Annotated in this window: 13 protein-coding genes; 7 read left to right on the forward strand and 6 right to left on the reverse strand. The window is 41.4% G+C overall.

Annotated elements, in window-relative coordinates; all coding sequences use genetic code 11:
- Window positions 1-288 precede the first annotated feature (288 nt).
- The 4 genes from RS893_RS20620 to RS893_RS20635 all read left to right on the forward strand — a co-directional run bounded on the left by RS893_RS20620 (window position 289) and on the right by RS893_RS20635 (window position 6,736).
- Window positions 289-2,871 (forward strand): GAF domain-containing protein, encoded by a 2,583-nt coding sequence (locus RS893_RS20620; protein WP_315787447.1) that lies wholly within the window; start codon window positions 289-291, stop codon window positions 2,869-2,871.
- A gap of 439 nt (window positions 2,872-3,310) precedes the next feature.
- Window positions 3,311-5,143, forward strand: coding sequence for a diguanylate cyclase domain-containing protein (locus RS893_RS20625; RefSeq protein ID WP_315787448.1), 1,833 nt, complete (start codon window positions 3,311-3,313; stop codon window positions 5,141-5,143).
- 459 nt (window positions 5,144-5,602) lie between these two features.
- Window positions 5,603-5,821, forward strand: coding sequence for a hypothetical protein (locus RS893_RS20630; protein ID WP_102150241.1), 219 nt, complete (start codon window positions 5,603-5,605; stop codon window positions 5,819-5,821).
- 141 nt (window positions 5,822-5,962) lie between these two features.
- Window positions 5,963-6,736: a hypothetical protein gene (locus RS893_RS20635; protein WP_315787453.1), complete on the forward strand. Its 774-nt coding sequence runs from the start codon at window positions 5,963-5,965 to the stop codon at window positions 6,734-6,736.
- A 127-nt stretch (window positions 6,737-6,863) separates the two neighbouring features.
- On the opposite strand, the gene RS893_RS20640 is transcribed toward RS893_RS20635, so the two are convergent.
- Window positions 6,864-8,186: a hemolysin family protein gene (locus RS893_RS20640; RefSeq protein WP_315787455.1), complete on the reverse strand. Its 1,323-nt coding sequence runs from the start codon at window positions 8,184-8,186 to the stop codon at window positions 6,864-6,866.
- Between the two features lie 366 nt (window positions 8,187-8,552).
- Between RS893_RS20640 and mfd the strand changes: the two genes are divergently transcribed.
- Window positions 8,553-12,137 carry a transcription-repair coupling factor gene (gene mfd / locus RS893_RS20645; protein ID WP_315787457.1) on the forward strand — a complete coding sequence of 1,195 codons (3,585 nt, stop codon included), beginning with the start codon at window positions 8,553-8,555 and terminating at the stop codon, window positions 12,135-12,137.
- 78 nt (window positions 12,138-12,215) lie between these two features.
- Here mfd and RS893_RS20650 read toward each other — a convergent pair whose 3' ends face one another.
- The 3 genes from RS893_RS20650 to RS893_RS20660 form a co-directional block, all read right to left on the reverse strand.
- Window positions 12,216-12,917, reverse strand: a complete 702-nt coding sequence (locus RS893_RS20650) for a carbonic anhydrase (protein WP_315787458.1) — start codon at window positions 12,915-12,917, stop codon at window positions 12,216-12,218.
- A 194-nt stretch (window positions 12,918-13,111) separates the two neighbouring features.
- Complete coding sequence (locus RS893_RS20655; RefSeq protein WP_009453674.1) at window positions 13,112-13,423, reverse strand: P-II family nitrogen regulator; 312 nt, start codon at window positions 13,421-13,423, stop codon at window positions 13,112-13,114.
- Between the two features lie 4 nt (window positions 13,424-13,427).
- Entirely contained in the window at window positions 13,428-14,396 is a 969-nt protein-coding gene (locus RS893_RS20660) for a sodium-dependent bicarbonate transport family permease (RefSeq protein WP_315787468.1), read from the reverse strand.
- Window positions 14,397-14,855: 459 nt separating this feature from the next.
- On the opposite strand from RS893_RS20660, the gene RS893_RS20665 reads away from it, so the two are divergent.
- Entirely contained in the window at window positions 14,856-15,833 is a 978-nt protein-coding gene (locus tag RS893_RS20665) for a phosphatase PAP2 family protein (protein WP_315787470.1), read from the forward strand.
- A 218-nt stretch (window positions 15,834-16,051) separates the two neighbouring features.
- Here the strand turns inward: RS893_RS20665 and RS893_RS20670 are convergent, their stop codons facing one another.
- Window positions 16,052-17,308, reverse strand: a complete 1,257-nt coding sequence (locus tag RS893_RS20670; protein ID WP_396336467.1) for a glycoside hydrolase family 10 protein — start codon at window positions 17,306-17,308, stop codon at window positions 16,052-16,054.
- Between the two features lie 297 nt (window positions 17,309-17,605).
- On the opposite strand from RS893_RS20670, the gene RS893_RS20675 reads away from it, so the two are divergent.
- Complete coding sequence (locus RS893_RS20675; RefSeq protein WP_315787473.1) at window positions 17,606-18,586, forward strand: aldo/keto reductase; 981 nt, start codon at window positions 17,606-17,608, stop codon at window positions 18,584-18,586.
- Window positions 18,587-18,672: 86 nt separating this feature from the next.
- On the opposite strand, the gene RS893_RS20680 is transcribed toward RS893_RS20675, so the two are convergent.
- A complete protein-coding gene (locus tag RS893_RS20680; protein WP_315787475.1) occupies window positions 18,673-19,338 on the reverse strand; it encodes an NYN domain-containing protein in 666 nt (221 codons plus the stop codon).
- Window positions 19,339-19,660 lie beyond the last annotated feature (322 nt).

Consider the following 19,660-nt stretch of genomic DNA (forward strand, 5'->3'; position numbering starts at 1 on the left):
GGACTATGGTATCTATTTAATGCTAGTGGATTTACGATTAAAAATATGGTAATAAAATCAACTTCTTGTCTCCTATCACTCTATCACTCTATCACCCCATCACCCCACCATCCCATCATCTTATCTCCTCATCGCCCCATCTTTTCCTCCGTATTCAGGGTGACGCTTACTCTATAGAAAGATTAAACTGTGGATAATGTTAATCTAGCCTAGCTGGTAGCAACATTTACATAAGTATTAACGACATTCTTAAACACATAAAACCATTACCTATATCAAAAGTCAGTTATGTCAGTTCAACAACGTAGTTGCGGTGAAGCCGCCGATTTGATTATAGGTGTTCGCAGCGAAAACCACGACTCGCCGCAAAATACTACTCCTGTGGGTACTCTTGCCAAAAGACAAGGGACTATTTCTTCGTTTCTTGCTCCTCTCAAGCAGGATACTTTTAAACAAGTCGTTAAGGAAGTAGAACAAAAGTTACTGATTGTCAATCAAACCTTATCCATGCTGGACTCTCATGGCTTTGAGACAATCTTGCAAGAAATGTTACAATCTATCACTTTAAAAACAGGAGAATTATTAGGAGCAGACCGAACGACAATATTTTTACTGGATGAAGAAAAACAAGAACTGTGGTCAATTGTAGCTGGGGGGGAGGGCGATCGCTCTTTAGAAATTCGCATCCCGGCTGACAAAGGTATTGCTGGGGAAGTAGCTACTTATAAACAGGTGATCAATATTCCCTTTGATTTTTACGACGATCCACGTTCTCGTTTTGCCCAAGAACAAGAAAAAAGCACCAGCTACCGTACCTATACAATGCTGGCTTTGCCTTTGTTAAACGAACAAGGGCGGTTAGTGGCAGTGGTGCAATTGCTGAATAAATTAAAATATGCCAACAATTTTCATGCACCACTATCAGAACGAATTGATATCAGAGGCTTTACTAGTGTTGATGAACAGCTATTTCAGGAATTTGCCCCTTCTATTCGTTTAATTTTAGAGTCGTCGCGCTCTTTTTATGTCGCTACTCAAAAACAAAGGGCCGCAGCAGCACTGATGAAGGCGATTAAATCCCTTTCTCAAAGCAGTCTCGACTTAGAAGATACCCTTAAGCGAGTGATGGATGAAGCCAAGGAATTAATGAACGCTGATCGCAGTACGCTATGGTTAGTAGATCGCGATCGCCATGAATTATGGACGAAAATCAATCAAGATAATGGTTCTACCAAAGAGTTACGTGTCCCCATTGGCAAAGGATTCGCTGGTATAGTCGCAGCATCCGGCAAAACACTAAATATTCCCTTTGACTTGTATAACCATCCTGACTCGGATACAGCCAAACAAATTGATCAGCAAAATGGCTATCGTACTTGTAGCTTACTTTGTATGCCAGTATTTAATGCTGATCGCGAATTGATTGGTGTCACCCAACTAGTTAATAAAAAGAAAACTGGTGATTTTCCTCTGTATAACCCCATCCATTGGCCCCAAGCGCCTGAATGCTTCCAAGCTAGCTTTGATCGCAACGACGAAGAGTTTATGGAAGCTTTTAATATTCAAGCGGGAGTAGCACTGCAAAACGCGAAGTTATTTGCTACAGTCAAGCAACAAGAACAAATGCAGCGAGATATTCTTCGCAGTCTTTCTAATGGTGTGATTTCCACAGATCAAGCTGGTCATATTATCGCTGTAAATGAAAGTGCCAAGCGCTTGTTAGGTTGGGAAACAGAAGACAAATTAGAAGGTAAATTAATTACTGACATCATTCGAATTAAAGAAGGTAACTTTAAAAAATGGTGTCACCATGCTTTAAATGCAGCAGAGATCAAATATCGCGAACAGTATTACCCTGATCGCACCTTAGTATCTAATGACGAAGTGCAACACAGTGTAAATTTATCGATTAATACAATTGCCGATGCTAGCGATCATCGTCAAGTACGGGGGGCGCTAATAGTGATGGATGATATTAGTGATGAAAAGCGCCTCAAGAGTACGATGTATCGCTACATGACTCAGGAATTGGCAGAAGAATTACTGAAATTGGACGACGCTAAACTCGGAGGCGATCGCAAAGAAGTTTCAATTTTATTCTCGGATATCCGTGGCTACACCACTTTGACAGAAAACCTAGAAGCGGAAGAAGTGGTAAGTATGCTCAATGAATATTTTGAATCTATGGTAGAAGCTGTATTTAAGTATAAGGGTACTCTTGATAAATATATAGGAGATGCCATCATGGCTGTGTATGGTTCTCCCTTGCCTTTGCAAGAACACGCTTGGATGGCTGTGCAGACATCTTTAGAAATGCGCCGCCGTCTGCAAGAATTTAATGCCCGTCGTCATGCCCGTAACAAGCCACGCATTAATATTGGTATTGGTATTAATTCTGATGTGGTCATCAGTGGCAATATTGGTTCTAGCAAACGGATGGAATTTACAGCAATTGGTGATGGAGTCAACCTTGGTTCTCGTCTAGAAAGTGTCAGCAAGCAGTACGGCTGTGACATTATTATCAGTGACAAAACATACCACCCCTGTAAAGATTATATCTGGGCTAGAGAACTAGATTACATTCGTGTGAAGGGTAGAAATGAGCCAGTAGCCATATATGAATTAGTAGGCTTGCGTTCTGAAAATATAAGCAGTGAAAAATTACAAGTTATTGAACATTATCAAAAAGGACGGCATTTTTATCTGAATCGTCAGTTTTTCTCTGCCAAAGCTGAGTTTGCCAGAGTTTTGGAAATAGACAAAAATGACCAAGCTGCAAAGATGCATTACAACCGTTGTCTATACTGGCTGCAAAAACCTCCATCAGATGCAGATTGGGATGATGGTGTATGGACGTTTAAAGATAAGTGAAAGAAGGGAAGGGAGACGGGGGACAAGGAGGACAGGGGAGAATAAAGAATTTATTGCCTTTGTCCTTTAACCTTTTCCCTTTCCTGAGATGAACTCAGTATAATCCGAGGTATTTTATTTAGTTACTGTTAAAAATTAACTGGTTTTTTCATGATATTAACTGAATTAAATCGTTACTATAGTTAAATAATTTATACAGAATTATTTTTAAGCAATTTCATGATTTTTGTTAATTATGATACCAGTATTTAAAATAAGCGATCGCTATCTCTAATTTCTAGCTTCTTGAAGACAGACTTAGAAATAAATAAAAAAACATCCTGAAATGGTCAATAAAGATAGTAATGAATAGATTATAAACTCTTATCAATAAGACAACTTGTCAAATCTATAAATTTGATGGCAAGCCAATAAATAATAATAAAAACTCGTTAATGCGATGAAAGCCTTGAGTGCGATATTGCCCTTTGCTGAACAGCGATTGTATCAGGTCTTAGAAGTTTTACCCTTAGGAGTGGCTGTCATCGAAAAAAATGGCAACTATTCTTACATCAATCAAAATGGGCAAAATTTACTGGGTGCAGGTCAAGTTCTGAATTTGGTAAGCGAACACATTGCTGGTGCCTATGAAATTTATCGTGCTGGTACTAATCAACTATACCCTAGTCAACAACTACCATCAGTACAAGCATTAGCAGGGAAAGTGGCAAATGCTGATGATTTAGAGATTTACCGTGAAGGAAAAACGATCGCACTAGAGATGAAGGTTATTCCTATATTTGATGACAGTGGTGAAGTAGCTTATGCGATCGCAATATTTCAAGATATCACAGAACGTAAACAAGCAGAGGCAGCCGTTTTAGCTGAAGCACTACAAAAAAGCGAGGCATACTTACGTACCGTAGTTAATAATTTTCCCCTAATTCTTTGGGCAATGGATAAAAAAGGGGTCTTTACCCTCTCAGAAGGAAAGGGATTAGAAGGATTGGGATTAAAGCCAGGAGAAGCTGTTGGTCAATCAGTATTTGAGATGTATGGCGATTTACCAGAGGTAGTAGCAGCATTCCGCAATTCTCTAACAACAGGTGTTCCCTATTACGTCACAGCTACAACCAATGGTTGCACATTAGAGGGGATGGCTAATCCCTTCTATGATGACCAAGGTAACATCCAGGGAATGATTGGTGTTTCTATGGATATTACTGCTCGCAAACAAGCAGAAGACGCTCTCAAGAAGAGTGAAGCCCAGTTTCGTAGGCTAGCAGAAAATGTACCAGGCATGATCTATCGGTATATCTTGCATCCTGATGGTTATGATGAATTTACTTATTTAAGTCCCAGATGTCGGGAAATTTACGAACTAGAACCAGAAGCGATCATCCAGGATTCTCAAAACCTTTGGTCTTTAGTTCATCCAGATGATAGCCTAGCTATCCAAAGTCTGATTGCAGAATCTCTGCACAAGCCAGAATCAATTAATCTTGAACACCGCATCATTACTCCTTCTGGACGGGTGAAATGGATTCAAGTCATAGCCCAAGCAGAACAGCAAGCCAACGGAGATAATATCTGGGATGGAGTAGTCATCGACATCACACAACGCAAACACACAGAACAACTTTTAGCAGACTACAACCGTACCCTTGAAAAACAAGTGCGCGAAAGAACTATCGCCCTAGAACAAGAAATTTGGGAACGCAAACGAGCTGAAGATGCAGCTAAAGCCGCCGAAATTGCTCTGCGCAAAGCAAACTTAGAATTAGAACGCCTCGCAACTTTAGATGGCTTAACGCAAGTAGCAAATCGTCGCCGCTTTGATGAATACCTATCCCAAGAATGGCGACGCATGGCACGAGAACAACAGTATTTATCTTTAATCTTATGTGATGTAGATTATTTTAAAAGTTACAATGACCACTACGGACATCAAGCAGGCGATGCTTGTTTAAAAAGGGTAGCCGCAGCCATGCGTAACACCCTTAAGCGTCCAGCAGACTTAGTTGCTCGTTACGGAGGCGAAGAATTTGCCATTATTTTGCCTTCTACAACACAGCAAGGCGCTGTCGCCGTTGCCCAAGCAATTCAAAAAGCGATCAAACTATTAAAATTACCCCATATTCAATCTCAAATCAGTGACTTTATCACTGTAAGTTTCGGTGTCTCAAGTATAATTCCTACTCACAACCTTAGAGCAGAAACCCTGATCACAGCCGCAGATGAAGCACTTTATGAAGCCAAAAAACAGGGACGCGATCGCATTGTTTGCGTATAAGGGTTGATGGTTGAATGTTGCTGCTGCACCTAGAACTCATCCCTATTTCTGAATCGATGCAATAGACCTCTTGCACAAATATTTTTTACCCCACCCTAACCCCTCCCCGTTTACGGGGAGGGAACTAAATCTTCCCCCCGTGAACGGGGGGAGGGGTGATTGAGAGGGGTTTTTAGGATTCATGCAAGAGGTCTAATGTGTTTGTTAGCAGCAGGTGCACTGGCGGCGATCACGAAGCGCTATGAATGAAACTTCCCACACATGTATCTTTGGATAGTTATGTCAATAGCTAAAAATATTTATTAATATAGTTATACAGAAATTAATAGTAATCAGAGGCAAAAAGTGCATGTAGTGAATATCGCATGGGTATTTCACTGGTAGCCAAGGCAGCTACTAGTGGTTTTTCGTCATATCTAGATTCTTTGCGTATTTCTTAACTAACGGAGACAAAAAAGTATGAATAACCAGCAACCTTCTGAATCAAAGGAATTTGTTGGCTATCTTAAGAATGGAATTTGGTTGTTTGGCATCTCTTCTTGGTTGTTTGGCATTACAGACAGAAGTATTGCTTCGTTTGCAGATGGATATCTATCTGCATTGGATTTAACGCAATTATTCACAGCAGCGACATTTTTTGTCGCATGGCTATTTCTAAAACCCACAACTAATCCATAAAACCAGCTAGGCTAAAGCAATTTCTCAAGCAACGGGGGGTATGCCAAAATGTGTAGCTCTGAAAACCATCACAAGCTTTTATGCTCTTCTATTAACTCAAAGCCATGATGGAAAAAATACCTTCATGGGAACTAGAGTATTATGTATTTTAACTTTTTTCTCAGTTCCAGTATTGGAATTGTTGTTTCTGTATTGCTAATTTTTAGTATATTCCAATGGTTTCATTTACCTTCTGGTAACTTTTTGGATTGGGTGATTGGTGGTGCAAGTTTTTGGTGGTTGTTAGTGATTGTGACAGTGCCTTGGAATGTCTATTTTAAAGCGAAAGAAGTATTAGCAGAGGCAGAACAATCAACAGAAAAGGAAATCCCTGTTGATCACAAACAAGTAGATTATGTGAAGATTTTGGCCAAGCGATCGCTCTTAATTGCCATTGCTTTACACTTAATCTCAGCCATCGGTCTTTATATTCTCGCTGTTAAAGGTATTAGTGCTGTTGGATATTTCGGTTCTGGTGCAGCTTTACTCTTAACAGGTTTACGTCCAGCGATTAGTGCTTATGAATATTTATATACACGCTTAACTGCAATTGGGAGTGAATGGAAGTATCCTCGCCAAGATATTGTCGAACTCCGTAACCGCTTTGATGTCACCGAAGACAGAATTAAACGCATAGAAGAACAACTAGACCCCGAAAATTCCTACTCGCTAGTAGCAAATCAGCAACGTAACACAGAAGATACACGCAAAGAATTGGCTCGTCTTTCTGCCAATTTAGAAGAACTACGCGCCATAAATCAAATAGAACACGAACGTTTAGCAAGAGAAGCAAGGGCTGCGATCGCTCAACTTTCTACCGATGGGCAATTTCTTGATCATGTTCGTGAGATTATTAGATTTTTTAAAACAGCCTAGAATCGGGAGTGTGAGGAGTAGGGGAAGTGTGCTGAGTAAAAAAATATTTTGTTCTTCTACTTCTCACACCCCACCCTGCCTTAAGCCTATGAGCGTGTCTACACACCCCTCACACCTCCCCAAACGCCTAATCTCCTTTTTCCCGATCAGATAGCATCTGTTGTGGTATCACCAGAACTTTATCAACGCGATTACCATCCATATCCATCACTTCAAAACGCATACCTTGCCATTCAAAGTGATCGGCTGCTGCGGGAATTCGGCCGAGATGGGTAATCACAAAACCACCCAATGTTTGGTAATTTCCCTGATGAATTCGTAGATATTCCTCAAGGTCGAACATTTCAAAAAACTCTTCTACAGATAACATTCCATCCAATAACCAAGAACCATCTTCCCGTTGTATAGCTTGGGGATTCTCCAGTTCATCTGCTGTAGGAACATCACCAACAATTTCAATCATCACGTCGTTAAGAGTGACTAATCCCTGAATCACACCGTATTCATCTACTACCAGCGCCATATGAGTGGCGGTTTGTTTGAACAACTCCAAAAGCTTTAAGCCACGGGTGCTTTCTGGGACAAATTCAGCCTTTCGCAATCCTACAGTTAAATCTAGCTGTTCTCCACACAAACTCCGAGCCAACAAGTCAGTCACAGCAATTATACCGAGAACATTATCTAGTCCTCCTTGACAAACTGGATACCGAGAATAACCATTCTCAATTACCTTTTGGCGATTTTCTGTGGCAGAGTCATCCAAGTCTAGCCAAACAATATCTGGACGCGGTGTCATAAAAGAATTAACAGGGCGATCGCCTAAGCGAAATACTCGCTCTACCATATCTTGTTCAGCTTCCTCAAAAGTCCCCTCTTCAGTACCTTGCTCAATTAAAACTCGGATTTCTTCTTCTGTTACCTGTGGTTCTGTGGATGGTCTAATGCCTAAAATTCGCAATACAGCATCTGTAGAAATACTGAGTAAATAAACGATAGGTGAACCAATTGTTGCCAACATCCGCATCGGAATAGCAACAATGGAGGCAATTGGTTCTGGGTGGTTTAATGCTACTCGTTTCGGAACCAATTCGCCTATAATCAACGTCAGATAGGTGATGATTAAAACCGCTATTACAGAAGCGGTCACATCTTTATAAGGTGCCAAAAAAGGGATAGAATTAAAAATAGGAACCAGTCTCTTGGCGATCACTGATTCACCAAAAGCACCAGATAAAATTGCTAACAGAGTGATCCCTACCTGGACAGTTGCTAAGAATTGATTGGGGGAGGATGCTAATTCCAACGCAACACGAGCCTTTTGATCTCCCCGTTCTGCTAGCTGTTGCAAGCGTACCTTTCGAGCTGAGACAATAGCCAACTCTGACATGACAAACAGGGCGTTGGCAAGGATTAGTAATAAAACAAGTAAAATTTCAGCAGTTGGTGACATTATTTAAAATTGCCGATGCTATCGGCAACCACACTTAAATTTAATTTGAATCTGTATGCGTTGTTTAACACTTACTTAGCTTTACTTAGTAAAGTCAATAGCCAATTGTCAATGGTAAAAAACTACTGTTTCCGTATATTAGCTATTGTCCAGTCGTAATTGTACTAGGGACTAACATATTTTCAAGGTAAGCCACTTATGAATGTTGGTAGACAACCAAACATGAAAATTCTTACCCCTTCTGCTATCTGCCCTCTGTCTTATTGGAAATAAAGCTCTATTATCGTTGACATTTCTAAAATAGTTAAAGTAAACGCTATGATTGTGCATTGCTGGTCAGAACGACTCCCACCTATTTAAAAAGTTATGGCATTTTCTTCCATTGTGCGCGCTCTAGGGCGATCGCCGCTCACCACAGAATTTATCTCTAAGCTGAATCGGCAAAAAAATTTACATTTAAATGGTATTCCTCGCCTACCAAAAGGCTTACTAGCTTCGGCACTGGCTCAAACTGAAGGACAAAATTTATTTGTGGTCTGTGCCACTTTGGAGGAAGCTGGACGCTGGACAGCACAACTGGAAGCGATGGGATGGCAAACTATACATTTTTATCCCACATCCGAAGCATCCCCCTACGAACCTTTTGACCCTGAAACCGAAATGACTTGGGGACAGATGCAGGTATTGGCAGACTTAGTGAGATTTGGAACCCAGGAAGATGGGGAGGTGGGGAGGTTGGGAGATGGGGAGACAGTTTCACCCCATCACCCCATCACTAACAGCCGAATGGCCATCATCGCCACTCACGCCGCCCTGCAACCCCACTTACCACCACCAACTAGCTTTGCTCCTTTGTGTCTCACTCTCAAACAAGGGATGGAGTTGGATTTAAATAGTTTCAGTGAAAAATTAGCGAGTCTAGGGTACGAACGGGTTGCATTAGTAGAAACAGAAGGGCAGTGGAGTCGGCGGGGTGATATTGTAGACGTGTTCCCTGTGTCTTCTGAACTACCAGTCCGCTTGGAGTGGTTTGGGGACGAAATCGAGCAAATCCGAGAATTTGATCCAGCAACTCAACGTTCAGCTTTAGATAAAATTGACCAGTTAATTCTTACTCCCACTAGCTTTGCGCCTGTGGTGATGGCAGCATTGAGTGGAGAGAGGCTAGAAAATGTCAAAACTTATCTTTCCGCAGTCGAACAAGAACAGATTGAAGCAGGTGCATCGTTGGAAGGTAGCCGTCGGTTTTTAGGGTTGGCTTTCACAAAACCAGCTTCATTATTAGATTATTTACCAGCAAATACCTTTATTGCAATTGATGAGCCAGAACAGTGTCATGCTCATAGCGATCGCTGGGTGGAAAATGCCGAGGAACAATGGCTACTTTTAGGGAGTAGAGGAGCAGATGAAGAGGAAGGTGATCGTGCCTTAGAAGCAGCCTTGATCGCCTTACCAAAAATTCATTGTTGTTTTGATGATTGTTTAGCTGCTTCCCAAGCATTTAAAAAGATATATCTATCAGAAATTGCCGAAGAAAATCAAGGTATAAATCTTGCTTGTCGTGGACTACCGACGACACCGCACGCTTATGCCAAAATTGCCGAAACACTTAGACAAGAGCGTGAGCGCAATTTCTCGATTTGGTTAATTTCGGCACAACCCAGTCGTTCTGTCTCACTGTTGCAAGAACACGATTGTCCGGCTCAGTTTATCCCTAATCCCCGTGACTACCAGGCGATCGACAAGTTACAAATTAATCACGTACCAGTTGCTCTGAAATATTCCGGTTTGGCAGAGTTGGAAGGCTTTATTCTGCCGACTTTTCGCACAGTGATTGTCACTGACCGGGAATTTTACGGGCAGCATACTCTGGCAACCTTCGGTTATATCCGCAAGCGGCGTAAAGCTGCTTCTAAGCAAGTAGACCCCAACAAACTCCGTCCCGGTGATTATGTAGTTCACAGAAATCACGGTGTCGGTAAATTCCTCAAGTTGGAAAGTCTCACGCTTAACAATGAAACCCGTGATTATTTGGTGGTGCAATATGCAGATGGTTTATTGCGGGTAGCAGCCGATCAAGTTAATGCTTTATCACGTTTTCGTACCACCAGCGACAAGCCCCCAGAATTAAACAAAATGACTGGTAAGGCTTGGGAAAATACCAAGAACAAAGTCCGCAAAGCTATAAAGAAACTGGCGGTGGACTTGCTGAAATTATATGCAGCGCGATCGCAACAAAAAGGTTTTGCCTTTCCGGCAGATATGCCTTGGCAGCAAGAACTAGAAGATTCGTTCCCTTACCAACCCACAACCGATCAGCTCAAAGCTGTGCAAGATGTGAAACGGGACATGGAAAGCAATCGCCCAATGGATCGCTTAGTGTGTGGCGATGTCGGTTTCGGTAAAACTGAGGTGGCTATCCGCGCTATCTTTAAAGCAGTCACCGCCGGCAAACAAGTGGCACTCCTTGCACCTACTACTATCCTAACGCAGCAACACTATCACACTCTTAAAGAACGCTTTGCACCTTACCCAATTAACATTGGTTTACTGAACCGCTTCCGCAGTCCCCAAGAACGTCGCGATATTCAAAAACGCCTAGCATCAGGTGAATTAGATGTAGTTGTAGGTACACACCAACTATTGAGTAAAGATGTAAATTTCAAAGATTTGGGAATGTTAGTGGTGGATGAAGAACAACGGTTTGGGGTGAATCAAAAAGAAAAAATTAAAACTTTAAAAACTCAGGTAGATGTACTGACTCTCTCAGCCACACCCATCCCGCGCACCTTATATATGTCTTTGTCGGGTATCCGGGAAATGAGTTTGATTACTACACCGCCACCATCCCGTCGTCCGATCAAGACTCATCTTGCACCAATGCACCCAGAAACAGTCCGCAGTGCGATTCGGCAAGAACTCGACAGAGGCGGACAGGTGTTTTATGTCGTACCCCGTGTCGAAGGTATCGAAGAAAGAACAGATGAGTTGCGGGAAATGATCCCGGGGGCGAGAATAGTGATCGCTCACGGGCAAATGGAAGCAGGCGAATTAGAATCGATCATGCTTTCCTTCAGTAGTGCGGAAGCAGATATTTTGGTTTGTACGACGATTATTGAATCTGGTTTAGATATTCCCCGTGTCAACACGATTTTAATTGAAGATGCCCATCGTTTTGGTTTAGCACAGTTGTATCAGTTGCGGGGAAGAGTAGGACGTGCAGGAATTCAGGCTCACGCTTGGCTATTTTACCCGAAGCAACGCACACTATCTGATGCTGCCCGCCAGCGTCTACGAGCCATCCAGGAATTTACACAGTTGGGTTCTGGATATCAATTAGCTGTGCGAGATATGGAAATTCGCGGTGTTGGTAACTTATTGGGTGCAGAACAATCAGGGCAAATGGAAGCTATCGGTTTCGATTTATACATGGAAATGTTGGAAGAAGCCATTCGGGAAATCCGGGGACAAGAAATACCCCAAGTTGAAGATACCCAAATTGATCTCAACCTTACAGCCTTTGTTCCTGCTGATTACATCCCTGATATTGACCAAAAAATGAGCGCTTACCGTGCGGTGGCTGCTGCTAAATCTCAAGAAGAACTAACACAAATTGCTGCCGAGTGGAGCGATCGCTACGGTACAATTCCCAAACCTGCTAGTCAACTATTGCGAGTGATGGAATTGAAACAATTAGCTAAAAAACTAGGCTTTAGTCGCATTAAACCAGAAGCAAAACAACACGTTGTTTTAGAAACACCAATGGAAGAACCTGCTTGGAATTTGTTAGCAGGAAATTTACCAGAAAATCTCAAATCTCGTTTTGTTTATTCACCAGGAAAAGTCACAGTGCGTGGTTTGGGAGTGTTCAAGGCAGATCAGCAGTTGCAAACCCTCATAGATGCATTTGAGAAAATGCAGGGTGCGGTTGTGGAAGCGGCGGTTATTTAACTCAAATCTTGACTTATAAGGCTAGTAATCGGTAATGACGCAGATGATCGCTCATTACCAATTACCAACGGTATGTTATTAAGTGATAATATTTACACTACCCGTATCTAAATCATAACGACCACCTACGATTTTTAATTTCCCGGATTGTAATAGCTCAGATAAAAGGGGCGATCGCTTTAACCGTTGAATTTGATAATGCACATTGGCAATTACAGCATTATCAACTTTATCGCCTGGCTGATATTTGACCTTGGCCACGACTGGTTTAATTGCCTTGACAAAAGTACTGATATCACCAGGTAACACTTCGTTCTGCACAGCGGCGGTGACTGCTCCACATCGCTCATGACCTAATACCATCAGCAAAGGAGTATTCAACAAAGCAACTGCATATTCAATACTACCGATCGCTTCTGGGGTAGCAATATTTCCGGCAATGCGAACATCAAAAATATCACCGATGCCTTGGTCAAAAATAATTTCCGCAGGCACTCGCGAATCTGCACAACTTAAAATAGTTGCAAATGGATGTTGAGCTTGAGCTACTTCCTGCAATCGAGTCTGAGATTGATCGGGATATTGAGGTTGATGCTGGACAAAACGCTGATTTCCCTCTAGCAGCTTTTGCAGTGCAGCATCTGGACTGAGGGAAGGAGCAGCTGTTGGGGGTAATTCAGCAGCTTGAACTTGTTCTACCTGCCAGAGTAAATCGCTAGCAGTTACCAATAAACCAAGTCCCCCAAAGATTCCCCACTTTAAAAAGTCACGACGTTCCATGAAAAGCTTCCTTGCATGTAAGGTTTTTTACCTAATAAAGGCAGAGGGCAGAAGAAAATATATTTATCAAAAGGGTAAAAGGATCTTTTACTCTCCCTTGAAGCCTCTTTGCGTCTACGAGACTTCCAGAGTGAAGACAAAAGGTATCCTTGCTTGAAATCCTTCAATTTATTGATGGATTCCCTTCTGCCTTCTCATAGTGATGCGACACATTTTAATGAACGGATTTCCATAACATCGGAGACGTAACAGGTTCCCCCAAATTTATTGAGTACGGGTCTGATATTTTCCACAGCTGACTTGAGTTGTTCTGGCATACAGAACGCGATGATGTAAACATTATCAAGCATCGTCATGTCCAAATCTTCAGCTGTTCCTCGTAATCCTTTGCCAGCGACATTACGAATTACAATATGACCATGTACACCTGATTTGTCTAAACTCTCCAAAATTTTGGCCAGTTCAAAAGAGTTGGCAATAATTTCTATTTTTTTGACTAGGTGCATAACATTACCTCCAAAATAGGTTAATTCCGTACAGATATAGCGGAATTCCTACAATAATGTTGAACGGAAATGTAACTGCCAGAGCAGTAGAAACGTACAAGCTGGGATTTGCTTCTGGAACGGTTAATCGCATCGCTGCTGGCACAGCTATGTAAGAGGCACTCGCACACAACACAGCAAATAAAAGTGCATCTCCTTGAGGCATACCAATTGCTTTGGCGATCGCTAACCCAATGACTGCATTGACTATTGGGATCAGGATGGCAAATGAGATCAGAAAAACCCCAGTTTTTTGTAAGTCTTTAATTCTTCTAGCTGCGACTAACCCCATATCTAGTAAAAAGAAGGTGAGAACGCCATAAAACATTCCCTGAGTAAAGGGTTCTAAAACCTGCCAACCGTGTTCCCCTGTTAAGAATCCAATCAGCAGACTACCAACTAAAAGAAAGACTGAACTGTTGAGAAATGCGTCTCTTAAAACTTCCGGCCAAGAAAAGTCCCGCTTGCCATCACTAGTGAATAGATTCACCAGGATCAAACCAACAATGATGGCTGGGGATTCCATCAGAGCTAAGGCTGCTACCATGTAACCATCAAAAGTAATGCCCAGTTCATTTAAAAAGGCACTCGCCGTAATGAAAGTAACAGCACTGATAGAACCATAAGTCGCAGCGATCGCAGCAGCATCGTAAGTATCTAGCTTCAGCCTTAAAATAAAAAAAGTGTAAATCGGCACAACACAAGCCATCAGTACTGCTGCTACAAGTGTCAGTATTACTTCTTGAGTAACGCTACTTTTCATCAGTTCTACCCCTCCCTTAAACCCAATTGCAAACAGCAAATAAAGCGAAAAAAGTTTGGGTACAGGTGCGGGAATTTCTAAGTCAGACTTGACAAAAACAGCAGTCATTCCCAAGAAAAAAAACAAGATTGGGGGATTGAGGATGTTGGATACGATCAAATTGGCATCCATGTCCATCCCTCCTTATGCTGATTAAACTGAAAGTTTAAAAAACTTTGCATTGAAAAAATTTACACAACCATAAGCTTTGGTGTATCGTGTATCGTTACCTAATGTCAATTGAATGTGAAGTATCTCAAAACTCAGTGGACAGAGGGAATAGGGAGTAGGGAGCTTTAAACAAACAAGGCAGAAGGCAGAAGGCGAAGGGAAGAGGATTCGTTGTTTATTTCTTCATTCGTAGCTGATGGTGTGCCGCTAGTGGGGTGCTCTTAACAGACAAACAGTGTGTAATTGACTCTGTTTAGATACTTAAAATATTAGATATTAGTAAAGTAGGGATAGGAGATTAAGAACTGGAAGGTAAGGACGACAAAGGAGACAAGGAGGTATTTTTCTCTTTTATTCCCTGATCCCCGATTCCCGATCCCCGATTCCCGATTCCTGATCCCCAATCTCCAATTCGTAAAAATGGGCAATTCTCTCAATCATTTCCCCAACGGAAATCCTTTGATACAGGCGCTACATACTGCTGTCAAAGGCAGGGCTAGATATAAGGTCAATGGACTGTATTATTCAGAAAATCTAAAAACATACCTGGAATCTAGATTGTCAGAAGAGAAAATAATTACACAAGTTCGTGCTAATCCTGTGACAGGAAATGTCCTGGTTCTTTTCCATCCAGAGATTAACCCAAATGCGATCGCTTGGCTTTTGCAAGAAATCGTTGTAGATTACACAAAAATCATTAGGAAATTACCTGTAAAAACAGCTATCACCAACCCAGCACAAAAAAAAGTTAGGAATTCACCTATCTTGACCCTGCCTGTGCAGAAACAACTAAACAAAGCAAATAGTAAACTGATTCTGGTATCAGGAGCTGTTTCCACCTTCGTTTTATGTGCCACATGGTTGCGTAGGTCTGGATTAGACGAAGTAATTTTACTAACAATTCAAAAGTTGCACACGCCACTTTTAGACCGCATCATGCTTAGTATCACTTTTTTGGGTGAGCCGCTAGTTTTGTTGTTGGTTTGTCTGGGATTGGCAACTAGATCAGCATACAATCAGCGTTCTTGGGAAGCAAATAACTTAACTCTAGCCGCAGTTGGTGCGATCGGCTTGAATATTTTTCTCAAAGAACTATTTCGTCGGGCGCGTCCAGTGCTGTGGGATCATCTTGTCAATGTACGTCACTATAGCTTTCCTAGCGGTCACGCTATGGCATCAATGGTGATTTATGGTTTGATTGGTTACACCTTAGCAAAGCAATATCCTCAATATCGGCGACTGATTTTTATCGGAACTGCCGCTTTAATTTTGGCGATCGGTTTAACTCGGCTGTATATAGGTGTACATTGGCCTACTGATGTAGTCGCTGGCTATGCTGTAGGTTTAGTCTGGTTGGCTGCGTGTATTCAAAGAATGGAATTGACACTCCCCAGCTAACCGCAAAGTGATCAACGCAGAAATACTAAACATCTCCCGTTACATTCGACGACTTAACGGGAGATGAATTGTTCCATTTAGATAGCGGAAAAGTTTTTGCTTGTTGACTATGGCGATCTGCCAACAGAAACGCTTGTAACTGCAACTGTCTTAGTATCTTTGTGCCTTGGTGGTTCAAAAATCATTTTTAAAACATAAGACACTAAGACACAAAGAAATTACTCAACTCTGGCACGGAGTGCAGGATTTGCAAACAGAGTTTTAAATGCAGCCTGGCGCTTATCAGGTGTTTCTGGGGCATATTCCCACAAGCTTTCGTAATAGAAGAAAGCCACGCCTAAACCACGTTCTTGGGCAGCCCGCACCTGTGATTTAATTTGTTGGATCGGCACAGGATTATTTCGTAACCCTGTCATAATACCAATGCCTGTTGGTATTTTTTGTTGTGATATCTGAATTTCAGGACGAGAAAGCTTAGCAACGAAACTTTCCAAATTGGAACGATATACTTGCATGATTAGCTCATCTACAATATTTTGATCGAGCCAAGCTAGCCAATCTTGCAACTGGAATTTATAAGCAAAGTCGTAGTAATTAGGGGAAACGGAGAAAATGGCATTGGGTTTTCTGGCTTTTACAGCTTGATTGAGTTGTACCATAAACGCTGTAATCTTATCTGCCCGCCAGCGCATCCATGCTGGATCTTCGGGATTGCTAGGTGGATTGTTTTGAGTTTCCTGAGTATACAAGGCAGTTGTGTATTTGTCGTAGCCAAATTCGCGGGGTAAACTCATGTGGTCATCAAACTGAATACCATCGACATCATATTGGGTAACGATTTCGACGATGAGATTAGTGATGAACTCTTGTACTTTTGGATGAAAGGGATTGAGCCACATCACCTCACCCGCAGCACTGATGGAAGTTTGGCTACCATCCCGTTTCTGAGTAAACCAATCTGGATGGTTCAATACCAGTTCCGACATCTGGGGAGCCATAAAACCGAACTCAAACCAGGGAATCACAAGTAGGCCCTGACGATGGGCTTGGTTAATCAAGTCTGCTAAGATATCATGTCCATCTGAACCTCGCAATACAAAGGGTTGGATACCTTCGCGTTTGGCTACGGCACTAGGATACATGACATAACCAGAGTTCCACACCACGGGATAGATTGTGTTGAAGTTCAATTCCCGTAATTGTCTAACGGCATTTTGGACTTTGGTACGATCCCTGAGGGTGTTAAAGTCATTGTTGGTCATCCACACACCACGAATTTCTTGACGAGAAACCTCTGCGGTTGCAGAGTTAAGGTTATTAACCAAAGATGTTGTCAAGAATGACATTAAAAAAAGTAGTGGGAGAAGATACTTAAGCCATCGCCTGCTAGGAGGCCAGCAATCTTGAAGTTTGTATGATTTTTTATCTACCCACATGTGCGATCGTCTGCTTTGTTTATGAAATTTACTAGCCATCATGTCTACGAACTGGTTAATCAGTAGTTGTTCATTCCGTGCGCGTTGAGTTACTGCCTGCCCAAAAACTGAAGCAGACTTAGCACAGTGAAATAATTGACGTAGATACTAGCTCATTAGTGCCTAGTATTACTTTTGCACAAAGGGTAAATACTTAATCAAAGAATAAGTTTATTGAATGTATTGAATTGTTTGATAATGAATTTTGGGAAAGCTTTTTATTTAATCACAAAAAACCAATCAGTGATTCAGTAAACAAGCCTAAAACCCTTACCAATGATTCATGAAAAATGACAAATGACAAATGACAAAAAACTTTTTCTGCCAACAATAGGTTGTGGAACTTGGGCATGGGGCAATCGGCTGCTGTGGGGATACGATGAAAGTATGGATAGCCAGTTGCAAGCTGTCTTTGACCTTTGCGTAAGTCATGGTGTAACTTTATTTGATACGGGCGACTCTTACGGAACGGGAAAATTGAATGGTCGTAGTGAGTTACTTTTAGGAAGATTTACTAGAGAATATCAAGGTGTAGGTAAAGAAAATATTTGCATTGCCACTAAACTTGCTGCTTATCCTTGGAGATTGACGCGCCAGTCTATGGTGCGGGCTTGTCAAGCCTCTGCTAAGCGTTTGGGAAAAAATGTAGATTTGGTACAAATGCACTGGTCTACAGCTAACTATGCTCCTTGGCAAGAAGGGGCGCTGTTGGATGGTTTAGGAGATCTCTACGAACAAGGTTTGGTGAAAGGAGTAGGTTTATCTAATTACGGATCGAAACGGCTTAAACAGGTGCATAAAAAGTTTGCAGAACGAGGAATATCAATTGCGACTCTGCAAATACAATACTCATTACTGTCTACTTATCCTGTCACTCAACTGGGGATTAAAAAGGTTTGTGACGAACTAGGAATTAAACTAATTGCCTACAGTCCTTTGGCATTGGGAATATTAACAGGAAAATATTCTGAGCAAGGCCCGTTTCCCAAAGGAATTCGGGGACTATTGTTTAGACAGTTATTACCAGGGGTGCGATCGCTTTTAACCTGTTTACAACAGATTGCTCAGTCTAGAAATAAAACCATGTCCCAAGTAGCTCTCAACTGGTGTATCTGCAAGGGAACTATTCCTATCCCTGGAGCCAAAAGTGTAGAACAGGCACAAGATAATATTGGCACTTTAGGTTGGCAACTCAACTGTGGCGAAATTGCAGAACTGGACAAAGCAGCAGCAAGTACAGATAAAAAAATGGTACAAAATATTTTTCAGACAAAATAGGGATGGGGGATCGGGGACAAGGGAGATGGGGAGTGTGGGGAGTGTGGGGAGTAAGTATTAAACAACCATTAACCACTAACCACTAACTACATATAGCCAGTATTCGAAACTTTTTGAATTTCTTCTTTAATGCTATCGAGATCAATAAAACAGTCAGCATAATTAATTAGACTCTCACTAGCCATAGAGTGCAGACTGACAATTTCTACTCTCACTCCTTTATAGGAAACTGCATTTACAGCGTAAGCTAAGTCTCCATCCCCACTGACTAAAACCACTGTGTCGCAGTGGGAAGCTAAAGTCATCATATCTACAGCAATTTCTACTTCTAAATTGGCTTTTTTAGAGCCATCAGGAAATTGAACTACATCTTTGGTGACTACGCGATAGCCATTACGACGCATCCATAACAAAAAACCCTGTTGTTTATCGTTGGTACGGTCAACTCCACTATAAAAGAAAGCACGCAGTAGTCTACCGTCTTTTACTAAATAAGACAGTAGCTTGGAGTAATCAATTTCAATCCCTAATTGCAAAGCAGCATAAAAGAGGTTAGAACCATCAATCAAAATCACTACACGCCCGCGATTGGAAATGTTATAAATCGTACTTTCTTCCGAAAATTCCGGTATTTCATCAATTTTTGTGTCTTGAGTTTCTCCTTCAATTAGATTTTGTTCTTGATATAGGGATTGGTGTCGCCATGCTTGATTTTGAGTGTTTTTTTTATTAAAATTGGTAGTGTTAGACATTATTGCCTCTATATAAAAATTAAAAAATTTTATTGAAATTACAGTTAGCAATCAGCTAAATTAATCACTATTAAAGTAAAATTAAGCATTTTGCAAACAGTTTAATTTTTCGCTGCATAGTTTTTACGACCAGTTAAGCTATCACTAGATATTTGGTCATATCATTACTTCCTAGTGAGAAATCATAGCTCATCATTAAATAAATGATCAGTGCCGCATTAAAGTTGACAGGAAAGTTTTCAAATTGTCTAACTAGTTATTAAATCATCTTTCTCACATATATGTATAAATTCAACAGAATTATGTTATTTTTCTATTCGCA

It is taken from the genome of Fischerella sp. JS2 (assembly GCF_032393985.1).
Classification (GTDB): domain Bacteria; phylum Cyanobacteriota; class Cyanobacteriia; order Cyanobacteriales; family Nostocaceae; genus Fischerella.

Bases quoted from the DNA above. Each gene is read 5' to 3' on its own strand.
- RS893_RS20650 (WP_315787458.1), bottom strand. From the start codon at position 12,917: ATGGAACGTCGTGACTTTTTAAAGTGGGGAATCTTTGGGGGACTTGGT.
- RS893_RS20675 (WP_315787473.1), top strand. From the start codon at position 17,606: ATGACAAATGACAAAAAACTTTTTCTGCCAACAATAGGTTGTGGAACT.
- RS893_RS20660 (WP_315787468.1), bottom strand. From the start codon at position 14,396: ATGGATGCCAATTTGATCGTATCCAACATCCTCAATCCCCCAATCTTG.
- RS893_RS20655 (WP_009453674.1), bottom strand. From the start codon at position 13,423: ATGCACCTAGTCAAAAAAATAGAAATTATTGCCAACTCTTTTGAACTG.
- RS893_RS20640 (WP_315787455.1), bottom strand. From the start codon at position 8,186: ATGTCACCAACTGCTGAAATTTTACTTGTTTTATTACTAATCCTTGCC.
- RS893_RS20665 (WP_315787470.1), top strand. From the start codon at position 14,856: ATGGGCAATTCTCTCAATCATTTCCCCAACGGAAATCCTTTGATACAG.
- mfd (WP_315787457.1), top strand. From the start codon at position 8,553: ATGGCATTTTCTTCCATTGTGCGCGCTCTAGGGCGATCGCCGCTCACC.
- RS893_RS20620 (WP_315787447.1), top strand. From the start codon at position 289: ATGTCAGTTCAACAACGTAGTTGCGGTGAAGCCGCCGATTTGATTATA.
- RS893_RS20680 (WP_315787475.1), bottom strand. From the start codon at position 19,338: ATGTCTAACACTACCAATTTTAATAAAAAAAACACTCAAAATCAAGCA.
- RS893_RS20625 (WP_315787448.1), top strand. From the start codon at position 3,311: ATGAAAGCCTTGAGTGCGATATTGCCCTTTGCTGAACAGCGATTGTAT.
- RS893_RS20635 (WP_315787453.1), top strand. From the start codon at position 5,963: ATGTATTTTAACTTTTTTCTCAGTTCCAGTATTGGAATTGTTGTTTCT.
- RS893_RS20630 (WP_102150241.1), top strand. From the start codon at position 5,603: ATGAATAACCAGCAACCTTCTGAATCAAAGGAATTTGTTGGCTATCTT.
- RS893_RS20670 (WP_396336467.1), bottom strand. From the start codon at position 17,308: ATGGCTAGTAAATTTCATAAACAAAGCAGACGATCGCACATGTGGGTA.